The organism is Enterobacter sp. N18-03635 (genome assembly GCF_004006055.1).
GTDB classification, from domain to species: Bacteria; Pseudomonadota; Gammaproteobacteria; order Enterobacterales; family Enterobacteriaceae; genus Enterobacter; species Enterobacter vonholyi.
This window is the reverse complement of sequence record NZ_CP034769.1, coordinates 4438115-4456524: the sequence shown is the minus strand read 5'-3', so window position 1 is coordinate 4456524 and position 18410 is coordinate 4438115. Positions and strand designations below refer to the sequence as shown.

At 57.0% G+C, this 18410-nt stretch carries 16 protein-coding genes; 4 read left to right on the top strand and 12 right to left on the bottom strand.

The features are described from left to right. Window positions 1-55 precede the first annotated feature (55 nt). The 3 genes from glpX to ELK40_RS22135 all read right to left on the bottom strand — a co-directional run bounded on the left by glpX (window position 56) and on the right by ELK40_RS22135 (window position 3556). Window positions 56-1066, bottom strand: coding sequence for a class II fructose-bisphosphatase (gene glpX, locus ELK40_RS22145; RefSeq protein ID WP_127732635.1), 1011 nt, complete (start codon window positions 1064-1066; stop codon window positions 56-58). Window positions 1067-1180: 114 nt separating this feature from the next. Further along, window positions 1181-2689, bottom strand: a complete 1509-nt coding sequence (gene glpK / locus ELK40_RS22140; protein WP_023309688.1) for a glycerol kinase GlpK — start codon at window positions 2687-2689, stop codon at window positions 1181-1183. Window positions 2690-2710: 21 nt separating this feature from the next. Beyond that, window positions 2711-3556: an MIP/aquaporin family protein gene (locus ELK40_RS22135; protein WP_014885705.1), complete on the bottom strand. Its 846-nt coding sequence runs from the start codon at window positions 3554-3556 to the stop codon at window positions 2711-2713. Between the two features lie 410 nt (window positions 3557-3966). On the opposite strand from ELK40_RS22135, the gene zapB reads away from it, so the two are divergent. Continuing rightward, complete coding sequence (gene zapB, locus ELK40_RS22130; protein ID WP_010436935.1) at window positions 3967-4206, top strand: septal ring assembly protein ZapB; 240 nt, start codon at window positions 3967-3969, stop codon at window positions 4204-4206. 81 nt (window positions 4207-4287) lie between these two features. Here the strand turns inward: zapB and rraA are convergent, their stop codons facing one another. The 7 genes from rraA to priA form a co-directional block, all read right to left on the bottom strand. Next, window positions 4288-4773, bottom strand: coding sequence for a ribonuclease E activity regulator RraA (rraA, locus tag ELK40_RS22125; RefSeq protein ID WP_023309687.1), 486 nt, complete (start codon window positions 4771-4773; stop codon window positions 4288-4290). 92 nt (window positions 4774-4865) lie between these two features. After that, entirely contained in the window at window positions 4866-5786 is a 921-nt protein-coding gene (menA, locus tag ELK40_RS22120; RefSeq protein ID WP_127732633.1) for a 1,4-dihydroxy-2-naphthoate polyprenyltransferase, read from the bottom strand. Between the two features lie 68 nt (window positions 5787-5854). Next, window positions 5855-7189, bottom strand: coding sequence for an HslU--HslV peptidase ATPase subunit (hslU, locus tag ELK40_RS22115; RefSeq protein WP_023309685.1), 1335 nt, complete (start codon window positions 7187-7189; stop codon window positions 5855-5857). A 9-nt stretch (window positions 7190-7198) separates the two neighbouring features. Beyond that, window positions 7199-7729, bottom strand: coding sequence for an ATP-dependent protease subunit HslV (hslV, locus tag ELK40_RS22110; RefSeq protein ID WP_008501802.1), 531 nt, complete (start codon window positions 7727-7729; stop codon window positions 7199-7201). Window positions 7730-7823: 94 nt separating this feature from the next. Then, a complete protein-coding gene (gene ftsN, locus ELK40_RS22105; protein ID WP_111963962.1) occupies window positions 7824-8819 on the bottom strand; it encodes a cell division protein FtsN in 996 nt (331 codons plus the stop codon). Window positions 8820-8912: 93 nt separating this feature from the next. Next, on the bottom strand, window positions 8913-9938 hold the full coding sequence (gene cytR, locus ELK40_RS22100; protein WP_023309683.1) for a DNA-binding transcriptional regulator CytR: 1026 nt from the start codon (window positions 9936-9938) through the stop codon (window positions 8913-8915). Window positions 9939-10056: 118 nt separating this feature from the next. After that, complete coding sequence (gene priA / locus ELK40_RS22095) at window positions 10057-12252, bottom strand: primosomal protein N' (protein ID WP_127732631.1); 2196 nt, start codon at window positions 12250-12252, stop codon at window positions 10057-10059. 200 nt (window positions 12253-12452) lie between these two features. On the opposite strand from priA, the gene rpmE reads away from it, so the two are divergent. Beyond that, a complete protein-coding gene (rpmE, locus tag ELK40_RS22090; protein ID WP_003862040.1) occupies window positions 12453-12665 on the top strand; it encodes a 50S ribosomal protein L31 in 213 nt (70 codons plus the stop codon). Window positions 12666-12714: 49 nt separating this feature from the next. Here rpmE and metJ read toward each other — a convergent pair whose 3' ends face one another. Continuing rightward, window positions 12715-13032: a met regulon transcriptional regulator MetJ gene (metJ, locus tag ELK40_RS22085; RefSeq protein ID WP_015966498.1), complete on the bottom strand. Its 318-nt coding sequence runs from the start codon at window positions 13030-13032 to the stop codon at window positions 12715-12717. Window positions 13033-13308: 276 nt separating this feature from the next. Between metJ and metB the strand changes: the two genes are divergently transcribed. Continuing rightward, complete coding sequence (metB, locus tag ELK40_RS22075) at window positions 13309-14469, top strand: cystathionine gamma-synthase (RefSeq protein WP_045909121.1); 1161 nt, start codon at window positions 13309-13311, stop codon at window positions 14467-14469. Window positions 14470-14471: 2 nt separating this feature from the next. Next, window positions 14472-16904, top strand: a complete 2433-nt coding sequence (locus ELK40_RS22070; RefSeq protein ID WP_115876989.1) for a bifunctional aspartate kinase/homoserine dehydrogenase II — start codon at window positions 14472-14474, stop codon at window positions 16902-16904. 55 nt (window positions 16905-16959) lie between these two features. Here the strand turns inward: ELK40_RS22070 and argH are convergent, their stop codons facing one another. Beyond that, window positions 16960-18333, bottom strand: coding sequence for an argininosuccinate lyase (gene argH / locus ELK40_RS22065; RefSeq protein ID WP_039264229.1), 1374 nt, complete (start codon window positions 18331-18333; stop codon window positions 16960-16962). Window positions 18334-18410: the final 77 nt, after the last annotated feature.

Here is an 18410-nt window from a genome sequence, read left to right as displayed (position 1 = left end):
TGTGGTGACAATTTCCAGCCCGTCAGGGCCGGAAAGCTCTATCGATCAAACGGTTTTACAGAATGTGCGTCTGCACGTCCGGGTCTTTGCGGTCGAGATAGTGGATAGACTGGATACGACGAATGGTGCGTGATTTACCGCGGATCAGCAGCGTTTCGGTGGTCGCCATATTGCCCTTGCGGGTGATGCCGTCCAGCAGATCGCCTTTGGTGATGCCGGTCGCCGAGAAGACCACGTTATCGCTACGGGCCATCTCGTCCAGCGCGAGCACTTTATTGGCCTCGATGCCCATCGCTTCGCAGCGCGCCAGCTCGTTTTCTCCGATACGGCGGTTCTCTTCGCTGTCGCCTTTCACCTCGTGGCGGGGCAGCAGACGGGCCTGCATATCGCCATCCAGCGCGCGGATCACTGCCGCAGAGACCACACCTTCCGGCGCGCCGCCGATGCCGTACAGCACGTCTACTTCGCTGTCCGGCATGCAGGTCAGGATCGAGGCGGCAACGTCACCGTCCGGAATGGCAAACACGCGCACGCCGAGCTTTTGCATCTGCGCGATGGTGGCGTCGTGGCGCGGTTTCGCCAGAATCGTCACGGTGAGTTCGCTAAGAGGTTTGCCCAGGGCTTTGGCGACGTTGTGCAGGTTCTCTTCCAGCGGCATGCTAAGGTCGATTGCGCCTTTCGCGCCAGGGCCGACAATCAGCTTTTCCATGTACATATCCGGCGCGTTAAGGAAGCATCCCTTATCGCCCACGGCCAGCACCGCCAGGGCGTTGGCCTGACCCATTGCGGTCATGCGGGTACCTTCGATCGGGTCGACGGCAATATCCACGGCATCGCCTTTGCCGGTACCGACTTTTTCACCAATATAGAGCATTGGCGCTTCGTCGATCTCGCCTTCGCCGATCACGATGGTGCCGTCGATGTTGACCTGGTTAAGCACAATGCGCATGGCATGGACGGCTGCGCCGTCGGCGGTATTTTTATCGCCACGACCCAGCCACTTATAGCCTGCAAGGGCGGCCGCTTCGGTGACGCGGGAAAACTCGATAGCAAGTTCACGTTTCATGAGGTACTCGTGCAATCAAAAGGAATTGCACGAAGTTTATCACAGAGTGGGGAGGGGTGTTTTAAGTCCCCTCTCCCCAAAGGGGAGAGGGTTAGGGTGAGGAGGAAGTATGTCTTACTCCTCGTGTTCTTCCCACGCCAGGGCGCGTTTCACCGCTTTCTTCCAGCCGCTGTAGCGGAAGTTACGCTCGGTGGTTTCGATGCCCGGGCGGAACTCGCGTTCGATAACCGCTTTTTCCTGCAGCTCGTCCAGGTTCTGCCAGAAGCCTACCGCCAGACCGGCAAGGTACGCCGCACCCAGCGCCGTCACTTCACGCACTTCAGGGCGCTCAACGCGGGTGCCCAGAATGTCGGACTGGAACTGCATCAGGAAGTTATTCGCTACCGCACCGCCGTCCACGCGCAGGGCATGCAGACGAATGCCGGAGTCCGCCTGCATCGCTTCCAGCACGTCGCGGGTCTGGTAGGCGATGGATTCCAGAGTGGCGCGAATAATGTGGTTAGAGTTCACGCCACGCGTCAGTCCGAAAATCGCGCCGCGTGCATACGGATCCCAGTAGGGTGCGCCCAGACCGGTGAATGCAGGCACCACGTACACGCCGTTGGTGTCTTTCACTTTGGTGGCGAAGTACTCGGAGTCGAATGCATCGCTGATCAGCTTCATCTCGTCACGCAGCCACTGGATAGACGCACCGGCCATGAACACCGCACCTTCCAGGGCATAGTTCACTTCGCCGCGCGGGCCGCAGGCGATGGTGGTCAGCAGACCGTTTTCTGATTTCACCGCTTTCTCACCGGTGTTCATCAGCATAAAGCAGCCGGTGCCGTAGGTATTCTTCGCCATCCCTTCCTTGACGCACAGCTGACCGAACAGCGCCGCCTGCTGGTCACCGGCGATACCGGCGATAGGAATACGGGTGCCACCTTTACCGCCGATGTTGGTCTGGCCGTAAACCTCAGAAGACTTGCGCACTTCAGGCAGCATCGCGCGTGGGATATCCAGCGCGTCCAGCATCTTGTCATCCCACTCCAGGGTGTTGATGTTGAACAGCATGGTACGCGAGGCGTTGGTGTAATCGGTGACGTGGACGCGTCCCTGGGTCATCTTCCAGATAAGCCAGGTGTCAACGGTACCGAACAGCAGCTCGCCGCGTTTAGCACGCTCGCGTGAACCTTCCACGTGGTCGAGGATCCATTTCACTTTGGTGCCGGAGAAGTACGGGTCAACCACCAGGCCGGTGGCGCTGCGCACGTACTCTTCCATACCGTCGCGCTTCAGCTGTTCGCAGATTTCAGAGGTACGGCGGCACTGCCAGACGATGGCGTTGTAAATCGGCTTACCGGTTTCGCGTTCCCAGACGATCGTCGTTTCACGCTGGTTAGTGATACCAATCGCGGCAATCTCGTCGGAACTGATATCGGCTTTCGCCAGCACTTCGACCAGCGTGGAGCTTTGTGACGCCCAAATCTCCATCGGGTCGTGTTCTACCCAGCCTGGACGAGGATAAATTTGCTCAAATTCGCGCTGTGACACGCTGACGATGTTCGCGTCATGATCCATTACGACAGCGCGGGAGCTGGTAGTGCCCTGGTCGAGCGCAACGATATATTTTTTTTCGGTCATGGTATGTGTCCCGTAGTCAGATTACAGCGAAGCTTTTTGTTGTGCGGTAGAAGTCGTTTCCTTCTCCTCTTCCACACAGGTGTCGCACGGTAAGTGGCGACCAATTAATTTGCGGTAGCTAAACGCACCCAGCGCAGCCCCGACAACCGGCGCAAACAGCGGTACCAGGAAGTAAGGAATGTCTTTGCCACCTGTGAAGGCGACGTCGCCCCAGCCTGCGATAAAGGCGAACGCTTTTGGTCCGATATCACGTGCCGGGTTCATCGCGAAGCCGGTCAGCGGGCCCATGGATGCGCCAATTACCGCAATCAGCAAACCAATCAGCAGGGGTGCCAGCGGGCCGCGCGGAATGCCGTTTCCGTCGTCGGTCAGCGCCAGGATAACGCCCATCAGAATAGCGGTAATCACCATTTCAACTGCGAACGCCTGCACAAAATTGATGTGCGGGTTAGGGTAGGTTGAGAAGATGCCTGCCAGATCCAGACTTTCGACGCTGCCGCGTACCATATGATGCGTCTGTTCGAAGTCGATGAAAAGATTGTAATAAAGCCCGTAAACTAACGCCGCTGCGCAAAACGCGCCGGCAAACTGAGAAAGAATGAAAGGAACTACTTTGCGTCCGTCGAAGCACGCGAACAGCCACAGTGCGATTGTCACCGCCGGGTTAAGATGTGCACCAGAAACCCCTGCTGTCAGGTAGATGGCCATCGCCACGCCCAGACCCCAGATGATACTGATTTCCCACTGACCAAAACTGGCACCCGCCACTTTCAGTGCAGCGACACAGCCCACTCCGAAGAATATCAACAACCCGGTACCAAGGAACTCGGCAATGCACTGGCCTTTTAAGGTTGATGTCTGACTCATAATCGGAATCCTGAAGAAATTGATGTTTATTGTTAGCATGACCGCCCGTGACAGCCACGATGCCCTGTAGACATAGTGTTAATTTATCGTTAACGAGCAAAAACGAGAAATATCGAAATCGAAATGTGTGGTCTGCGTCAATAAAATGAGCGTTTTCGCGCCATAAAGCACATCTTTGCAGCAGTACAGGATCAGTGCCGGAATGTGAGCTGAATCATTTCATTAACGAATCAGCTAACAATTTAGGGGTATATGACGCGAACACACCAGGACCAGACCTAAAAGTGTTGCAAACCGCGATCTGCGCGGTGTGTCGCTGGACACAGAGCGCCGCGCTCCATACAATCGACGGTATATGTCGTGCGCGTTTATGTTAAAGCGTCGCCTTGCAATTCAGGAGAGGTAGCATCATGTCTTTAGAAGTGTTTGAGAAACTGGAATCGAAAGTACAGCAGGCGATTGACACCATCACCCTGCTGCAGATGGAAATTGAAGAGCTGAAAGAGAAGAACAACAGCCTGGCGCAGGAAGTTCAGAACGCGCAGCACGGCCGCGAAGAACTGGAGCGCGAAAACAACCAGCTGCGCGAACAGCAGAACGGCTGGCAGGATCGCCTGCAGGCGCTGCTGGGACGTATGGAAGAAGTCTGATCCCCGCTGGGATAAACCAGGGACAAAAAAACCGCCACATTGCTGTTGGCGGTTTTTTTATGGTTCACGCTGACGGTTTAATTACTCGATATCCAGCGGATCTTCGGAAAGGATAATGCCGGTATTATCGGCGTAGAGATGATCCCCGGAGAAGAAGGTCACGCCCCCGAAATTGACGCGCACGTCGCTTTCGCCGATGCCGTCACCCGCCGCCCCTACCGGTATGGCCGCGATGGCCTGAATCCCGATATCCAGGTCTTCCAGATCGTCCACCTGGCGCACGGAACCGTACACCACAAGGCCTTCCCACTCGTTCTGGACGGCAATGCCGGCCAGTTCAGCATCAATTAATGCCCGGCGCACGGAACCGCCGCCGTCGACCACAAGAACGCGGCCGCGGCCGTTCTGTTCGAGCAGATCGTACAGCAACCCGTTGTCCTCGAAACATTTCACCGTGACGATTTGACCGCCAAATGATGACCGCCCACCAAAGTTGGAGAACAGCGGTTCAACGACGTTGACATCTTCCTGGTAGATGTCACAAAGCTCGGAGGTATCGTATTTCATAGGTTTAACGCTCAGTTGCTGCGAATGTGTTCAGTATATCGTGCGAAATGCGTTGTTGGCAAAATCATCAATTGTTAATTGATATTTGTCAGCTAACGCAGCGTCTGGCTTAAAACAATCCCGATGACGAACAACAGGTTAGTCAGCAACGCGCCTTTTACAGTACGTTCCAGCATCGGCGGCATGGCGGACGGGCTGAGTTCACGCATCACAAAGCGGGCCTGCTTAATCAGCAGCGGCGCGGCAAGCACAAACAGCCAGCCCCACAGGCTCTGTAAGGAAATCAGGTTAAACAGCGCCAGGCAAACCAGCGCGCCAATGAGCAGACAGGCGTGATAGCGGCGGGCATTAACCGGCCCCAGACGAACCGCCAGGGTATTTTTGCCGTTCTCGCGATCGCTGTCGATGTCGCGCAGGTTGTTGATGTTGAGCACAGCTGTCGCCAGCAGACCGCAAGCGGTCGCAGGCAGGAACAGGGCAGGGATCACCGTATGCGCCTGCAGGTACCAGCTTCCCATCACGCTCAGCCAGCCGAAGAACACCAGTACGGAGATATCCCCGAGTCCAATATAACCGTAAGGACGCGTGCCGACGGTGTAGGTGATGGCCGCGATAATGGCTAATAAACCCAGCACCAGGAAACCAATAAAATCGCTGGCGGTTTTAGACGCCACCGTTACCAGCGCCAGTCCGGAAACGCAGATCAGCACCACGGTGATAATCAGCGCGCGTTTCATCTGCGCCTGGGTAATCACCCCTTTCTGCATTCCGCGCAGTGGCCCTATGCGGTCAGGCTTGTCGCTGCCCTTTACCGCGTCGCCGTAGTCGTTGGCGAGATTGGAGAGGATTTGCAGCAGGCCGGCGGTAATCAGTGCCAGCGCGGCAACCAGCGGATCGAAATAACCCTGCCACCAGGCAAGGGCGGTGCCGACGATAATCGCGGCAAAGGCCAGAGGAAGTGTTTTAGGGCGCAGACTTTCGAGCCACGCCTGCGTACGGCTGATGTCAGTCATAAGTATTTAGCCAATAAAAATGGGGGCATTAGCCCCCATTAAACGTGATGAGAATCCAGTAACCGCGATTATAGGATAAAACGGCTCAGATCTTCATCTGCCACTAACGCATCCAGATGTTTACTCACATATTCTGCGTCAATGGTAACGGTTTGGCCGTTCAGGTCGCTCGCGTCATAAGAGATATCTTCGACCAGGCGTTCCAGCACGGTATGCAGACGACGCGCACCGATGTTTTCGGTGGTTTCGTTCACCTGCCATGCGGCCTGGGCAATACGTTTGATACCGTCTTCGGTGAACTCGAGGTTCACGCCTTCGGTCGCCATCAGCGCTTTGTACTGTACTGTAGCAGAGGCGTTTGGCTCGGTCAGGATACGTTCGAAATCTTCGGTGGTCAGCGCCTGCAGCTCAACGCGGATAGGCAGACGGCCCTGCAGCTCCGGGATCAGATCCGACGGGCTGGCAACCTGGAAGGCACCTGATGCGATAAACAGGATGTGGTCCGTTTTCACCATGCCGTGCTTGGTGGAGACGGTGCAACCTTCTACCAGCGGCAGCAGGTCGCGCTGAACGCCTTCGCGGGACACATCCGGGCCGGAGCTGTTGCCGCCGCGCTTACAAATTTTGTCGATTTCGTCGATAAACACGATACCGTGCTGCTCAACCGCGTCGATAGCATCCTGCTTCAGCTCTTCCGGGTTCACCAGCTTCGCCGCTTCTTCTTCAATCAGCAGCTTCATCGCGTCTTTAATTTTCAGCTTACGCGCTTTCTGCTTCTGTCCGCCCAGGTTCTGGAACATGGACTGGAGCTGACTGGTCATCTCTTCCATGCCCGGAGGCGCCATGATTTCCACACCCATTGGCGCGGCAGCGAGATCGATCTCAATCTCTTTGTCATCCAGCTGGCCTTCGCGCAGTTTTTTGCGGAACGCCTGACGTGCAGCAGACGGTTCTGCCTGCTGTTCTGCCTGGCCCCAGTTGTTTTTTGCCGGTGGGATTAGCACGTCGAGAATGCGCTCTTCGGCCATCTCTTCCGCGCGGTAGCGGTTTTTCTCGATCGCCTGGACGCGCACCATCTTGATCGCCGAGTCGGTCAGATCGCGGATAATGGAGTCCACTTCTTTACCCACGTAGCCCACTTCGGTGAACTTGGTGGCTTCAACTTTGATGAACGGCGCGTTAGCCAGCTTCGCCAGACGACGGGCGATTTCGGTTTTACCGACCCCGGTCGGGCCGATCATCAGAATGTTTTTTGGCGTCACTTCGTGGCGCAGCTCTTCGTCAAGCTGCATACGACGCCAGCGGTTACGCAGAGCGATAGCCACGGAGCGCTTGGCGTTATCCTGGCCGATAATGTGTTTGTTCAGTTCGCTGACAATTTCGCGTGGGGTCATTTCAGACATGGGAGATCCTTACGCTTTGGAGGTCAATTCTTCGATGGTGTGATTGTGGTTGGTATAGATGCAGATATCACCTGCAATATCCAACGCCTTCACCGCGATATCACGCGCGTTCATGTCGGTATTTTCCAACAGCGCGCGGGCTGCAGCCTGGGCATACGGGCCGCCAGAGCCGATGGCAATCAGGTCATTTTCCGGCTGAATCACGTCACCATTACCGGTGATGATAAGCGAAGCTGTTTCATCGGCCACGGCCAGCAGCGCTTCGAGCTTGCGCAGCATGCGGTCGGTACGCCAGTCTTTTGCCAGCTCAACGGCTGCTTTCACCAGATGCCCCTGGTGCATTTCCAGTTTGCGTTCAAAAAGTTCAAACAGCGTGAAGGCATCCGCCGTGCCGCCTGCAAAACCGGCGATCACTTTGTCGTTGTAGAGACGGCGTACTTTCTTCACGTTGCCTTTCATGACGGTATTACCCAGCGTGGCCTGGCCATCACCGGCGATTACCACATGGCCGTTACGGCGTACACTTACTATTGTTGTCACGAGCAGACCCCCTGGTTACAGAATCGGGAAACAGAAGCCCTGAGCCTGTGCTCAGGGCTGAATTAAATGATAGATGGGGGGGATTTTGGGGGTTTCAACCCCCGGAGGCGAGTCGAATGCAGTTTGTGTGACCGGCGATTTTCAAACGCGAAATGGTGCCATCGGCATTTTCTTTGCCTTTCACCGGCCCAATCACCACGCGATTCCAGCCGTTATTGGTGGTAATACGCGAATCAAACCCTTCGAAGGCCAGCTGCGCACGCACCGTTTCCGCCTGCTCCGCGCCTTTGAACGAACCGCACTGCACCATCCAGCGGCGTTCGTCTTTTTTCTCAGCCGTCTGCTTCGGCGCTTCGGTCTCTTTGGTCACCGGCGCAGCCTGCTGAGTTTTCGGCTGCTGCGCGGTGGTATGCGCTGGCGTCTGAAGCAGATCCTGATAAGGCTGAGCCGCCTGTTTCTGCGGCTGAGTTTTCGGCTGCTGCTGGACAGGCTGAGACTGCACTGTACGCGTCGGCTGCTGATACGGCTGTTCCGTTACCCGCGGCTGTGCCTTAGGCTGCTGCACCGGCTGGGTTTGTGCCCACTGCTGCTGTTGTTGCTGCTGGATCTGCTGTTGCGCCTGACGTCGCTGCAGCGTTTGCTGGCGCTGTGCAGGGGTCTGCTCATTCCACGGCACTTCGTTCAGCTGCGTAGGCTGCTGGCGCATATCGGCCTGCATTTGTGCCAGCAGCTGACGCTGTTCATCCGTTAGCTGATTCGCATTCTGCACTTCACCACCCGCAGAAGGTTCAGTTGGCGCACGTACCCCAGGCTGACGGCTTTCCAGCTCTTTGATATAGCGCCAGCGCTCTTCAGGCTTCGGAGGAAGGCCATTTCCGGCAACTTTACTGGCCTGAAGCGCCTCAGACTCTTCTTTTTTATGGTGCGTGATGAAGTACAGGCCACCAATAAAGGCGACGACTACAGCCGCAGCAATAGCGACCATTGCTGGCGAGACAGCAGGCAGGTTACGTTGCTTTTTCCTTGAGCTACTCTTTTTGCGTCGCGAAGGTGCCGGCTGGCCGCGACGTACATAATCTCGTTGTGCCACTATCGTTTCGCTGTATTTATTCGTTCGTCAGTCCGCCATGTTACTTAAGCGGCGGGGCTTTGACCAGATAAGGGTATCCGAAAGACGTTTACTTTAAGTCAATGCCTGGGTAGTGCCGCGGACGATCAGTTCACAGTCCAGCAACCGCGAGCCGCTGCTAACTGTTTGACCGTGAAGCTGATCCAGCAGAAGAAGCATCGCTTCGCGGCCGATTTGGTAGCGCGGCTGAGCGACCGTTGAGAGCGGCGGATCGCAAAATTCCGAAAGCGAAATATTATCGAAACCGATGATCGATAAATCTTTCGGTATGCGAAGACCGCGGCGTTTGGCATACGATAATGCGCCCAGCGCCATCACGTCGCTGTGACAAAATACGGCGGTTGGCGGCTCAGGCAGGTCCAGAAGTTTCTCCAGCGCCTGTCCACCTGCAGCGAAGGTAAAATCGCCGCGCGCAATGTAGTGCGGATCGACGGTAACGCCGGTACGGCGCAGCGCCTGAACGTAGCCCTGCAGACGGTAGTGACACAGCGGCATCTCTTCCGGTCCGGCGATGCAGCCAATACGCTTATGCCCCAGCTCCTGGAGATAATTTACGGCGTTGAACGCGGCGGTGAGGTTATCGATATGTACCGTCGGCAGCTCCAGCTCTGGCGCAAACTCGTTGGCCATGACCATCGGTGGTAAATTACGCTGCTCTTCAATGCTGGCATCAAACGGCAGACGAGAGCCAAGCAAAAGCATGCCGTCGATCTGCTTGGTGATAATGAGGTCGATGAAGGTTTTTTCCTGCTGATTCTGATGAGCACAGTCACCAATCAGCACCAGGTAACCTTGTTCCGCCGCGGTGACTTCAATACCGCGGATAATCTCGCTAAAGAAGGGGTCACAGATGTCCGGCACAATCACCAGAATGGTGCGCGACTCGTTGCGTTTAACGTTACGCCCCATCGCCTGTGGGAAATAGCCCACTTCCAGCGCAGCCTGCTCCACCCGGTTACGGGTCGCCTGGGAGACTTTATCCGGGTTCATTAATGCGCGGGATACCGTTGCCGTAGAGACTTGTGCTTTCTGGGCAACGTCTTTCATGGTCGCCGGTGCAACCTCTTTCCTGGACTTCAACGTCTTCTCCTCGCCTGAACACCGAACTTCTGACATCACCATTTTAGAGATTGTTAATGGAATCGGTTACAGAATTTTCATAAAAAATGTGAGGAGAGTTAAATTTTTCGATCCAGCTTCAGCCTTCGATGGGGTCGACGTCCAGCACCCACTTCACTTTTCGCGCTTCGGGCAGGGTGTTAATCAGCACCAGCGCGCCGCTGACGATATGCTGAAGACGAATACGCGAAGGGTGCTGGAGCAAAATCTGCCATCGGAAACGGCCGCCGCGTTTTGGCGCGAGGGCGGGCACCGGGCCCAAAATCCACAGCTGATTATCCACCAGCGGGCTGGCCTGCAGAAGGTTTCTCAGCTGCTGCAGGAAAAGTGGCGCCTGCTGGTTGTTATGATCTTCCGCGCGGATGATGACGTGACTGGTCCACGGCGGTAGCTGCATAGTCTGGCGCTCGGCCAGCGCCTGCTCGGCAAAGGCGTCATAGCCTTTGTGCAGCAAGGTTTGCAGCAGCGGGTGCTCCGGGTGGTGCGTTTGCAACACCACTTCGCCCTGTTTACCGGCGCGTCCTGCACGTCCGGCTACCTGGGTATAAAGCTGGGCGAAGCGCTCGGCTGAACGAAAATCTGCCGAGAACAGCGCGCCGTCCACGTCCAGCAGGGCGACCAGCGTCACGTCCGGAAAATGGTGACCTTTAGCCAGCATCTGGGTACCAATCAGGATGCGCGCACCGCCGCGATGCACTTCCGCCAGCTGCTGTTCGAGCGCGCCTTTGCGGCTGGTGGTGTCCCGGTCGATACGCGAAATCGGCACGTCCGGGAAGAAGGGACCAAGCGCCTGTTCAAGCTGTTCCGTTCCCAGACCGACCGGCACAATATGCGTTGAACCACATGACGGACACTGGCGCGGCACCGGACGCTGGCTGTCGCAGTGGTGGCAGCGTAAATGCCGCTGGGCCTGGTGGAAGGTATAGTAGTGGTCGCAGCGCGGACACTCGGCAATCCATCCGCAGTCGTGGCACAGCAGGGCGGGTGCAAATCCGCGACGGTTAAGAAACAGGATCACCTGATTGCCCGCCTGCAAATGCTGGCGCATGCGGGTAATCAGCGCGGGCACTAGCCCCGCCTGAACCTGCTGACCTTTCAGATCCAGCACGTGCTGAATGGCCGGACGGGCATTCCCCGCCCGACGCGTCAGGCGCAGCATGTGGTATTTACGCTGGCGCACGTTGTGCAGCGTTTCGAGCGCCGGCGTGGCGGAACCCAGAATAATGGGAATTTGCTCGCTGTGCGCGCGATAGACCGCCAGATCGCGGGCATGGTAGCGCCAGCCTTCCTGCTGTTTATAGGAGCTGTCGTGCTCTTCGTCGATCACGATAACGCCAAGATTTTTAAACGGCGTAAACAGCGACGAGCGGGTGCCGATCACAATCGCCGCTTCGCCGTTTTTCGCTTTCAGCCAGGCGCTGAGGCGTTCGCTGTCGTTCAGGCCAGAGTGCAGCACCTCAACCGGCGCATTAAAGCGTTCGCGAAAGCGGGCGATGGTTTGCGGCGTCAGGCCAATTTCCGGCACCATCACCAGCGCCTGTTTCCCCTGAGCGAGCACGTTTTCCAGCACGCTCAGGTAGACTTCGGTCTTGCCGGAACCGGTGACCCCCGCCAGCAGCCAGGCAGAGAAACGATCGGAGGCGCTATGAATCGCGCCTACCGCGGTGGCCTGTTCGGTATTCAGACGCAGGCGATCCCCTGAAACGGAGAAACTCTCCCGCCAGTCGTTCAGAGCAGGCGCTTCGCTGGCCAGTTCGCTTAGCCCTTTCTTTCTTAATGCCTGTAGCGCCGTTTCGCTGACCTCAAGCTCGTCGACCTGATGCCGCCAGATTTTCCCCTGACGCAGCGCCGCCAGCGCCTGCTGCTGCTTCTGCGAGCGCTTCAGATTGTTGATGTCGACGGCCTGGCCTTCCTCCGTGGCAAACCAGTACCACATTGGCGCATGGCTGGCGCTCTTGCCCTGACGCAGCATAATTGGCAGAGCGTGGAACAGGACGTCGCCGATCGGGTGATGATAATAATCCGCTGCCCACAGCAGCAGTCGCCATATGCTGGTGGAGTAAACCGGCTCGCTGTCCAGCACCTCAACGACTGATTTCAGCTCATTAAGCGGTAGCTCGCTTTTATCGCTGACGGAGACGACGATCCCCACGCGCTGCTGTTTGCCAAACGGCACGGTCACGCGGCAGCCCGCTTTGGCGCTCATGCTGTCGGGCAGCAGATAGTCAAAGGTGCGGGGAAGCGGAACGGGCAGGGCAACGTGAGCGACGGGCATCGAATCTTCCTGACTTGAAAAGTGGCGCGTTAGTATACACATTAGTAAAAGCGGCGTGCGGATCAGTTTGCATACGTTGGTCAAATTCTGTATGATTCGCCGCCTTTGGTGTACTTTACGCCAAAGAACTTACAATCAACATCGCGTGGTGTCTGGCGTTAGGGCTGGAAGAGCGACGCGGCCTTAACTGAGGTTCTCCCATGAAAAAAGATATTCACCCGAAATACGAAATGATTACTGCAAACTGTTCTTGCGGTAACTCTATCCAGATCCGCTCTACCGTGGGTCACGATCTGAACCTGGACGTGTGCGGCAAATGCCACCCGTTCTACACTGGTAAGCAGCGTGACGTTGCAACCGGTGGCCGTGTTGACCGCTTCAACAAGCGTTTCAGCATCCCGGGCGCTAAATAAGTTTCCCGAGAAAAAAGGCACCTTGCGGTGCCTTTTTTGTATCCGCTTCTCAGTATTCCCACGTCTCCGGGTCAATACCCAGTTCACGCATGATCACCTTCGCCTCTTCCGGGATTTCATCACTACGCTCTTTGCGCAGATCTTCATCGTTCGGCAACGGTTGACCGGTAAACGCATGCAGAAACGCTTCGCACAGCAGTTCGCTGTTGGTCGCGTGGCGCAGGTTGTTCACCTGACGACGCGTACGTTCATCGGTGAGGATCTTCAACACCTTCAGAGGAATGGAAACCGTAATTTTCTTTACTTGCTCACTCTTCTTACCGTGCTCAGCGTATGGGCTGATATATTCGCCGCTCCATTCAGCCATGAGATACCTTTAATCCTCTCAGTCATTTATCTAAAGGTGCAAAACCAGTAACCACCCGTTTTGAACCGCAATCTTGTCTAGTTTACCGTAGAGACGATACCGTGGCACGGATATTGCCGCTGCAGCGTGCACTAAAGCATATAATTTTAACGGCTATTTGCGCATTGCTCAATCTATACGCAAAGAAGTTTAGATGTCCAGATGTATTGACGTCCATACTTTCAATGTTTACTCTGGTGCCTGACTTTTCACCTCATTCGCCAGGAAGCCCTCACCATGACGCGTAAACAGGCCACTATTGCAGTGCGTAGCGGATTAAATGATGACGAGCAGTACGGCTGCGTTGTCCCGCCGATTCATCTTTCCAGTACCTACAACTTCACCGGATTTAATGAACCCCGCGCGCATGACTACTCGCGTCGTGGCAACCCTACGCGTGACGTGACCCAGCGCGCGCTTGCGGAACTGGAAGGGGGCGCAGGGGCAGTATTAACCAATACCGGGATGTCCGCCATTCACCTGGTGACCACCGTGTTCCTGAAACCGGGCGATCTGCTGGTTGCCCCACACGATTGCTACGGCGGCAGCTATCGCCTGTTTGATAGCCTGGCAAAACGCGGCTGCTATCGCGTGCTGTTTGTCGATCAAAACGACGAACAGGCGCTGAAACAGGCTCTGGCAGAGAAACCAAAGCTGGTTCTGGTGGAAAGTCCAAGCAATCCATTGTTGCGCGTTGTCGATATTGCGAAAATTTGTCAGCTCGCAAGGGATGCGGGAGCGATAAGTGTAGTGGATAATACGTTCCTCAGTCCGGCCCTTCAGAACCCACTCGCACTGGGTGCCGATCTGGTATTGCATTCATGCACTAAATATCTGAACGGCCATTCTGACGTAGTGGCAGGCGTGGTAATTGCCAAAGATCCGGATGTTGTCACCGAACTGGCATGGTGGGCCAATAACATTGGCGTCACCGCGGGCGCCTTCGACAGCTATCTGCTGTTGCGCGGCATCCGCACGCTTTCGCCGCGCATGGACGTGGCGCAGCGCAATGCCCAGGCGATTGTCGATTTCCTGAAAACCCAACCGCTGGTGAAAAAGCTTTATCACCCGTCGCTGCCGGAAAATCAGGGGCACGAGATTGCCGCGCGCCAGCAGAAAGGGTTTGGCGCGATGTTAAGTTTTGAACTGGATGGTGACGAGCAAACGCTGCGTCGCTTCCTGAGCGGGCTGTCATTGTTTACGCTGGCGGAATCCTTAGGTGGGGTTGAAAGCTTGATCTCCCACGCCGCAACCATGACGCACGCAGGTATGGCACCGGAAGCACGTGCCGCCGCCGGGATTTCTGAGACGCTGCTGCGTATCTCAACCGGCATTGAAGATTCTGAAGATTTAATTGCCGATCTGGAAAATGGCTTCCGGATCGCAGCCAAGGGGTAATCATGAGTGTGATAGCGCAGGCAGGGGCGAAGGGTCGTCAGCTGCACAAGTTTGGTGGTAGTAGTCTTGCTGATGTGAAATGTTACCTGCGCGTTGCAGGGATCATGACGGAATATTCACAGCCGGGTGACATGATGGTTGTCTCGGCAGCGGGCAGCACCACCAACCAGTTGATTAGCTGGCTGAAACTGAGCCAGACCGATCGCCTTTCTGCGCATCAGGTGCAACAGTCCTTACGTCGTTACCAGAGCGAGCTGATTGCCGGCCTGCTGCCTGCGGACGTGGCGGACGGGCTGATCGGTGCCTTCACCCATGACCTTGAGCGTCTGGCTGCCCTGCTGGACAGCGGTATTACCGATGCGGTGTATGCCGAAGTGGTGGGCCACGGTGAAGTGTGGTCCGCACGCCTGATGGCCGCCGTGCTGCAACACCTGGGCGTGGAAGCGGCTTGGCTCGACGCGCGTGATTTCCTGCGCGCCGAACGCGCCGCGCAGCCGCAGGTGGATGAAGGGTTGTCCTACCCGCTGCTGCAACAGCTGCTGGTGCAGCACCCGGGCAAACGTATTGTCGTCACCGGCTTTATCAGCCGCAGCAACGCGGGCGAAACCGTGCTGCTGGGCCGTAACGGATCGGACTACTCGGCAACGCAGATTGGTGCCCTGGCGGGCGTGTCCCGCGTCACCATCTGGAGCGACGTGGCCGGTGTTTACAGCGCGGACCCGCGTAAAGTTAAGGATGCCTGCCTGCTGCCGCTGCTGCGCCTGGATGAAGCCAGTGAACTGGCGCGTCTGGCTGCGCCGGTACTGCACGCGCGCACGCTGCAGCCGGTTTCCGGCAGCGATATCGACCTCCAGCTGCGCTGCAGTTACACCCCGGATCAAGGCTCCACGCGCATTGAGCGCGTGCTGGCGTCCGGTACCGGGGCTCGTATTGTCACCAGCCATGACGACATCTGCCTGATTGAGTTCCAGGTGCCTGCGGGGCAGGACTTCAAGCTGGCGCATAAAGAGATCGACACGATCCTGAAACGTGCTCAGGTGCGTCCGCTGGCCGTGGGTGTTCACAATGACCGCCAGCTGCTGCAGTTCTGCTATACCGCAGAAGTGGCGGACAGCGCGCTGAAAATTCTGGATGAAGCAGGCCTGCCGGGCGAACTTCGCCTGCGTCAGGGGCTGGCGCTGGTGGCGATGGTGGGCGCGGGCGTCACCCGTAACCCGCTGCACTGCCACCGCTTCTGGCAGCAGCTGAAAGGGCAGCCGGTGGAGTTCACCTGGCAGTCGGAAGAGGGCATCAGCCTGGTTGCCGTTCTGCGCAAAGGGCCAACCGAAAGCCTGATTCAGGGTCTGCATACCTCCCTGTTCCGCGCAGAAAAACGCATCGGCCTGGTGCTGTTCGGGAAAGGTAATATCGGTTCCCGCTGGCTTGAGCTGTTTGCCCGCGAACAGGTGACGCTCTCGGCGCGTACCGGGTTTGAATTTATTCTTGCGGGCGTGGTAGACAGTCGCCGCAGCCTGCTGAACTACGAAGGGCTGGACGCCAGCCGCGCGCTTGCCTTCTTTAACGATGAAGCGGTTGAGCAGGATGAAGAGTCGCTGTTCCTGTGGATGCGCGCGCACCCGTATGACGATCTGGTGGTGCTGGACGTTACCGCCAGCGAACAGCTTGCCGATCAGTACCTTGATTTCGCCAGCCACGGTTTCCACGTCATCAGCGCCAACAAGCTGGCGGGGGCGAGCAGCACCGATAAATACCGTCAGATCCACGACGCGTTTGAAAAAACTGGCCGTCACTGGCTGTATAACGCCACCGTGGGCGCGGGCCTGCCGGTTAACCACACCGTGCGTGACCTGATTGAAAGCGGCGACAGCATTCTGGCGCTGAGCGGTATCTTCTCCGGCACGCTCTCCTGGCTGTTCCTGCAGTTTGACGGCACCGTACCGTTCACCGACCTGGTGGATCAGGCGTGGCAGCAGGGCTTAACGGAACCCGATCCGCGCGTTGACCTTTCCGGTAAAGACGTGATGCGTAAGCTGGTAATCCTGGCGCGTGAAGCTGGTTACGACATCGAACCGGATTCCGTACGCGTCGAATCACTGGTGCCAGCCGGCTGTGAAGAAGGTTCTGTGGACCATTTCTTTGAAAATGGTGAAGAGCTTAACGAGCAGATGGTACAGCGTCTGGAAGCGGCGAACGAGATGGGGCTGGTACTGCGCTATGTGGCGCGTTTTGAGGCCAACGGAAAGGCGCGAGTCGGTGTCGAGGCGGTGCGTCCTGAGCATCCACTGGCGGCGCTGCTGCCGTGCGATAACGTCTTCGCCATCGAAAGCCGCTGGTACCGCGATAACCCGCTGGTGATCCGCGGTCCTGGCGCGGGCCGCGATGTTACCGCTGGAGCCATTCAGTCCGACATCAACCGTCTGGCTAAGCTGCTGTAACCCGTCACCCTGGCCCTCTCCCCGCACAGTGGGAGAGGGCTCCAGTCAGGACAGATTAAACCAAACGGTTTTTCGCATCCGCTATCGCCTGCGCCACCTGCTTAGGCGACACGCCGCCTTTCGCGGCACGCTTATCCAGGCAAGACTGCAGCGCAAGAATCGGATACACATCATCCCCGATAACCGCGCTGAACTTCTGCAGGTCGGCCAGCGCCAGATCTTCCAGCGGTTTACCCTGACGAATAGCTTCCACTACCGCTTCACCCACGATATGGTGCGCTTCACGGAAAGGTACACCTTTCGCCACCAGATAATCCGCCAGCTCGGTAGAGTTCGCATAGCCCTGCTGCGCCGCTTCCTGGCAGCGCGGACGTTTCACCTGAATGCCGTCCAGCACCAGCGCGCCCATATGCAGACAGTCCAGCCAGGTGTCGAGCGCGTCGAACAGTCCTTCTTTGTCTTCCTGCATGTCTTTGTTATACGCCAGCGGCAGCCCTTTCAGGGTCATCATCATGCCGGTCAGCGCGCCCTGCACGCGGCCACATTTACCCCGAATTAGCTCCAGCGCGTCCGGGTTTTTCTTCTGCGGCATCAGGGATGAGCCTGAGGTCACGCGGTCGGACAGCTCGACGAAGCCCGCTTCGCCAGAGTTAAAGAAGATCAGGTCTTCGGCAAAGCGCGACAGATGCACCATCCCGATCGAGGCATTGGAGAGCAGCTCCAGCACGTGGTCGCGGTCAGACACGCTGTCCAGGCTGTTACGGGTGGCGGAGGCAAAGCCCAGCCAGCCTGCCAGCTGTTCACGGTCGATTTCGTAAGCGGTTCCGGCCAGCGCGCCGCTGCCCAGCGGGCTGACGTCCAGACGTTTAAGGGTGTCCTGCAGACGGCTTTCATCACGCGCCAGCATCTCGACGTAGGCCAGACACCAATGCGCAAAGGTCACCGGCTGGGCGCGCTGCAGGTGGGTATAACCCGGCATCACCGCGTCCTGGTTGTTCTGCGCGGTCTCCACCAGTGCGCTCTGCAGCTGACGATTAGCCGCCAGCAGTTCGCCAACGGTATCTTTACACCACAGCTTCAGATCGGTGGCGACCTGGTCGTTACGGCTGCGTCCGGTGTGCAGCTTTTTGCCCAGTTGGCCGACTTTGTCGATAAGTTTGCCTTCCACCCAGCTGTGAATATCTTCAGCATCGCTTTCGAGGATCTGCTGCGGGTTAAGACGCACCTCTTCCAGCAGATTGTTCAGCGCTTCTTCCAGCTGTAATTGTTCGTCTGCGGTCAGTACGCCAACCGTCACCAGCGCTTTGGACCAGGCCACAGAGCCGACAATATCCTGTTCGGCCAGGCGGTAGTCGAAGCGCAAAGAGTCGTTGAACTGTTTGAACCGCTGATCCGCTGCCTGTGTAAAACGCCCACCCCAAAGTGCCATAACATGCTTCCTTAATATCTTTGAATTTCATTGCCCGGTGGCGCTGCGCTTACCGGGCCTACAAAACGTTAAATTGA

Coding starts and splice junctions, on each gene's coding strand:
- argH (WP_039264229.1), bottom strand. CDS start 18,333: ATGGCACTTTGGGGTGGGCGTTTTACACAGGCAGCGGATCAGCGGTTC.
- priA (WP_127732631.1), bottom strand. CDS start 12,252: ATGCCCGTCGCTCACGTTGCCCTGCCCGTTCCGCTTCCCCGCACCTTT.
- zapB (WP_010436935.1), top strand. CDS start 3,967: ATGTCTTTAGAAGTGTTTGAGAAACTGGAATCGAAAGTACAGCAGGCG.
- metB (WP_045909121.1), top strand. CDS start 13,309: ATGACGCGTAAACAGGCCACTATTGCAGTGCGTAGCGGATTAAATGAT.
- metJ (WP_015966498.1), bottom strand. CDS start 13,032: ATGGCTGAATGGAGCGGCGAATATATCAGCCCATACGCTGAGCACGGT.
- menA (WP_127732633.1), bottom strand. CDS start 5,786: ATGACTGACATCAGCCGTACGCAGGCGTGGCTCGAAAGTCTGCGCCCT.
- glpX (WP_127732635.1), bottom strand. CDS start 1,066: ATGAAACGTGAACTTGCTATCGAGTTTTCCCGCGTCACCGAAGCGGCC.
- ELK40_RS22135 (WP_014885705.1), bottom strand. CDS start 3,556: ATGAGTCAGACATCAACCTTAAAAGGCCAGTGCATTGCCGAGTTCCTT.
- hslU (WP_023309685.1), bottom strand. CDS start 7,189: ATGTCTGAAATGACCCCACGCGAAATTGTCAGCGAACTGAACAAACAC.
- rpmE (WP_003862040.1), top strand. CDS start 12,453: ATGAAAAAAGATATTCACCCGAAATACGAAATGATTACTGCAAACTGT.
- rraA (WP_023309687.1), bottom strand. CDS start 4,773: ATGAAATACGATACCTCCGAGCTTTGTGACATCTACCAGGAAGATGTC.
- glpK (WP_023309688.1), bottom strand. CDS start 2,689: ATGACCGAAAAAAAATATATCGTTGCGCTCGACCAGGGCACTACCAGC.
- ELK40_RS22070 (WP_115876989.1), top strand. CDS start 14,472: ATGAGTGTGATAGCGCAGGCAGGGGCGAAGGGTCGTCAGCTGCACAAG.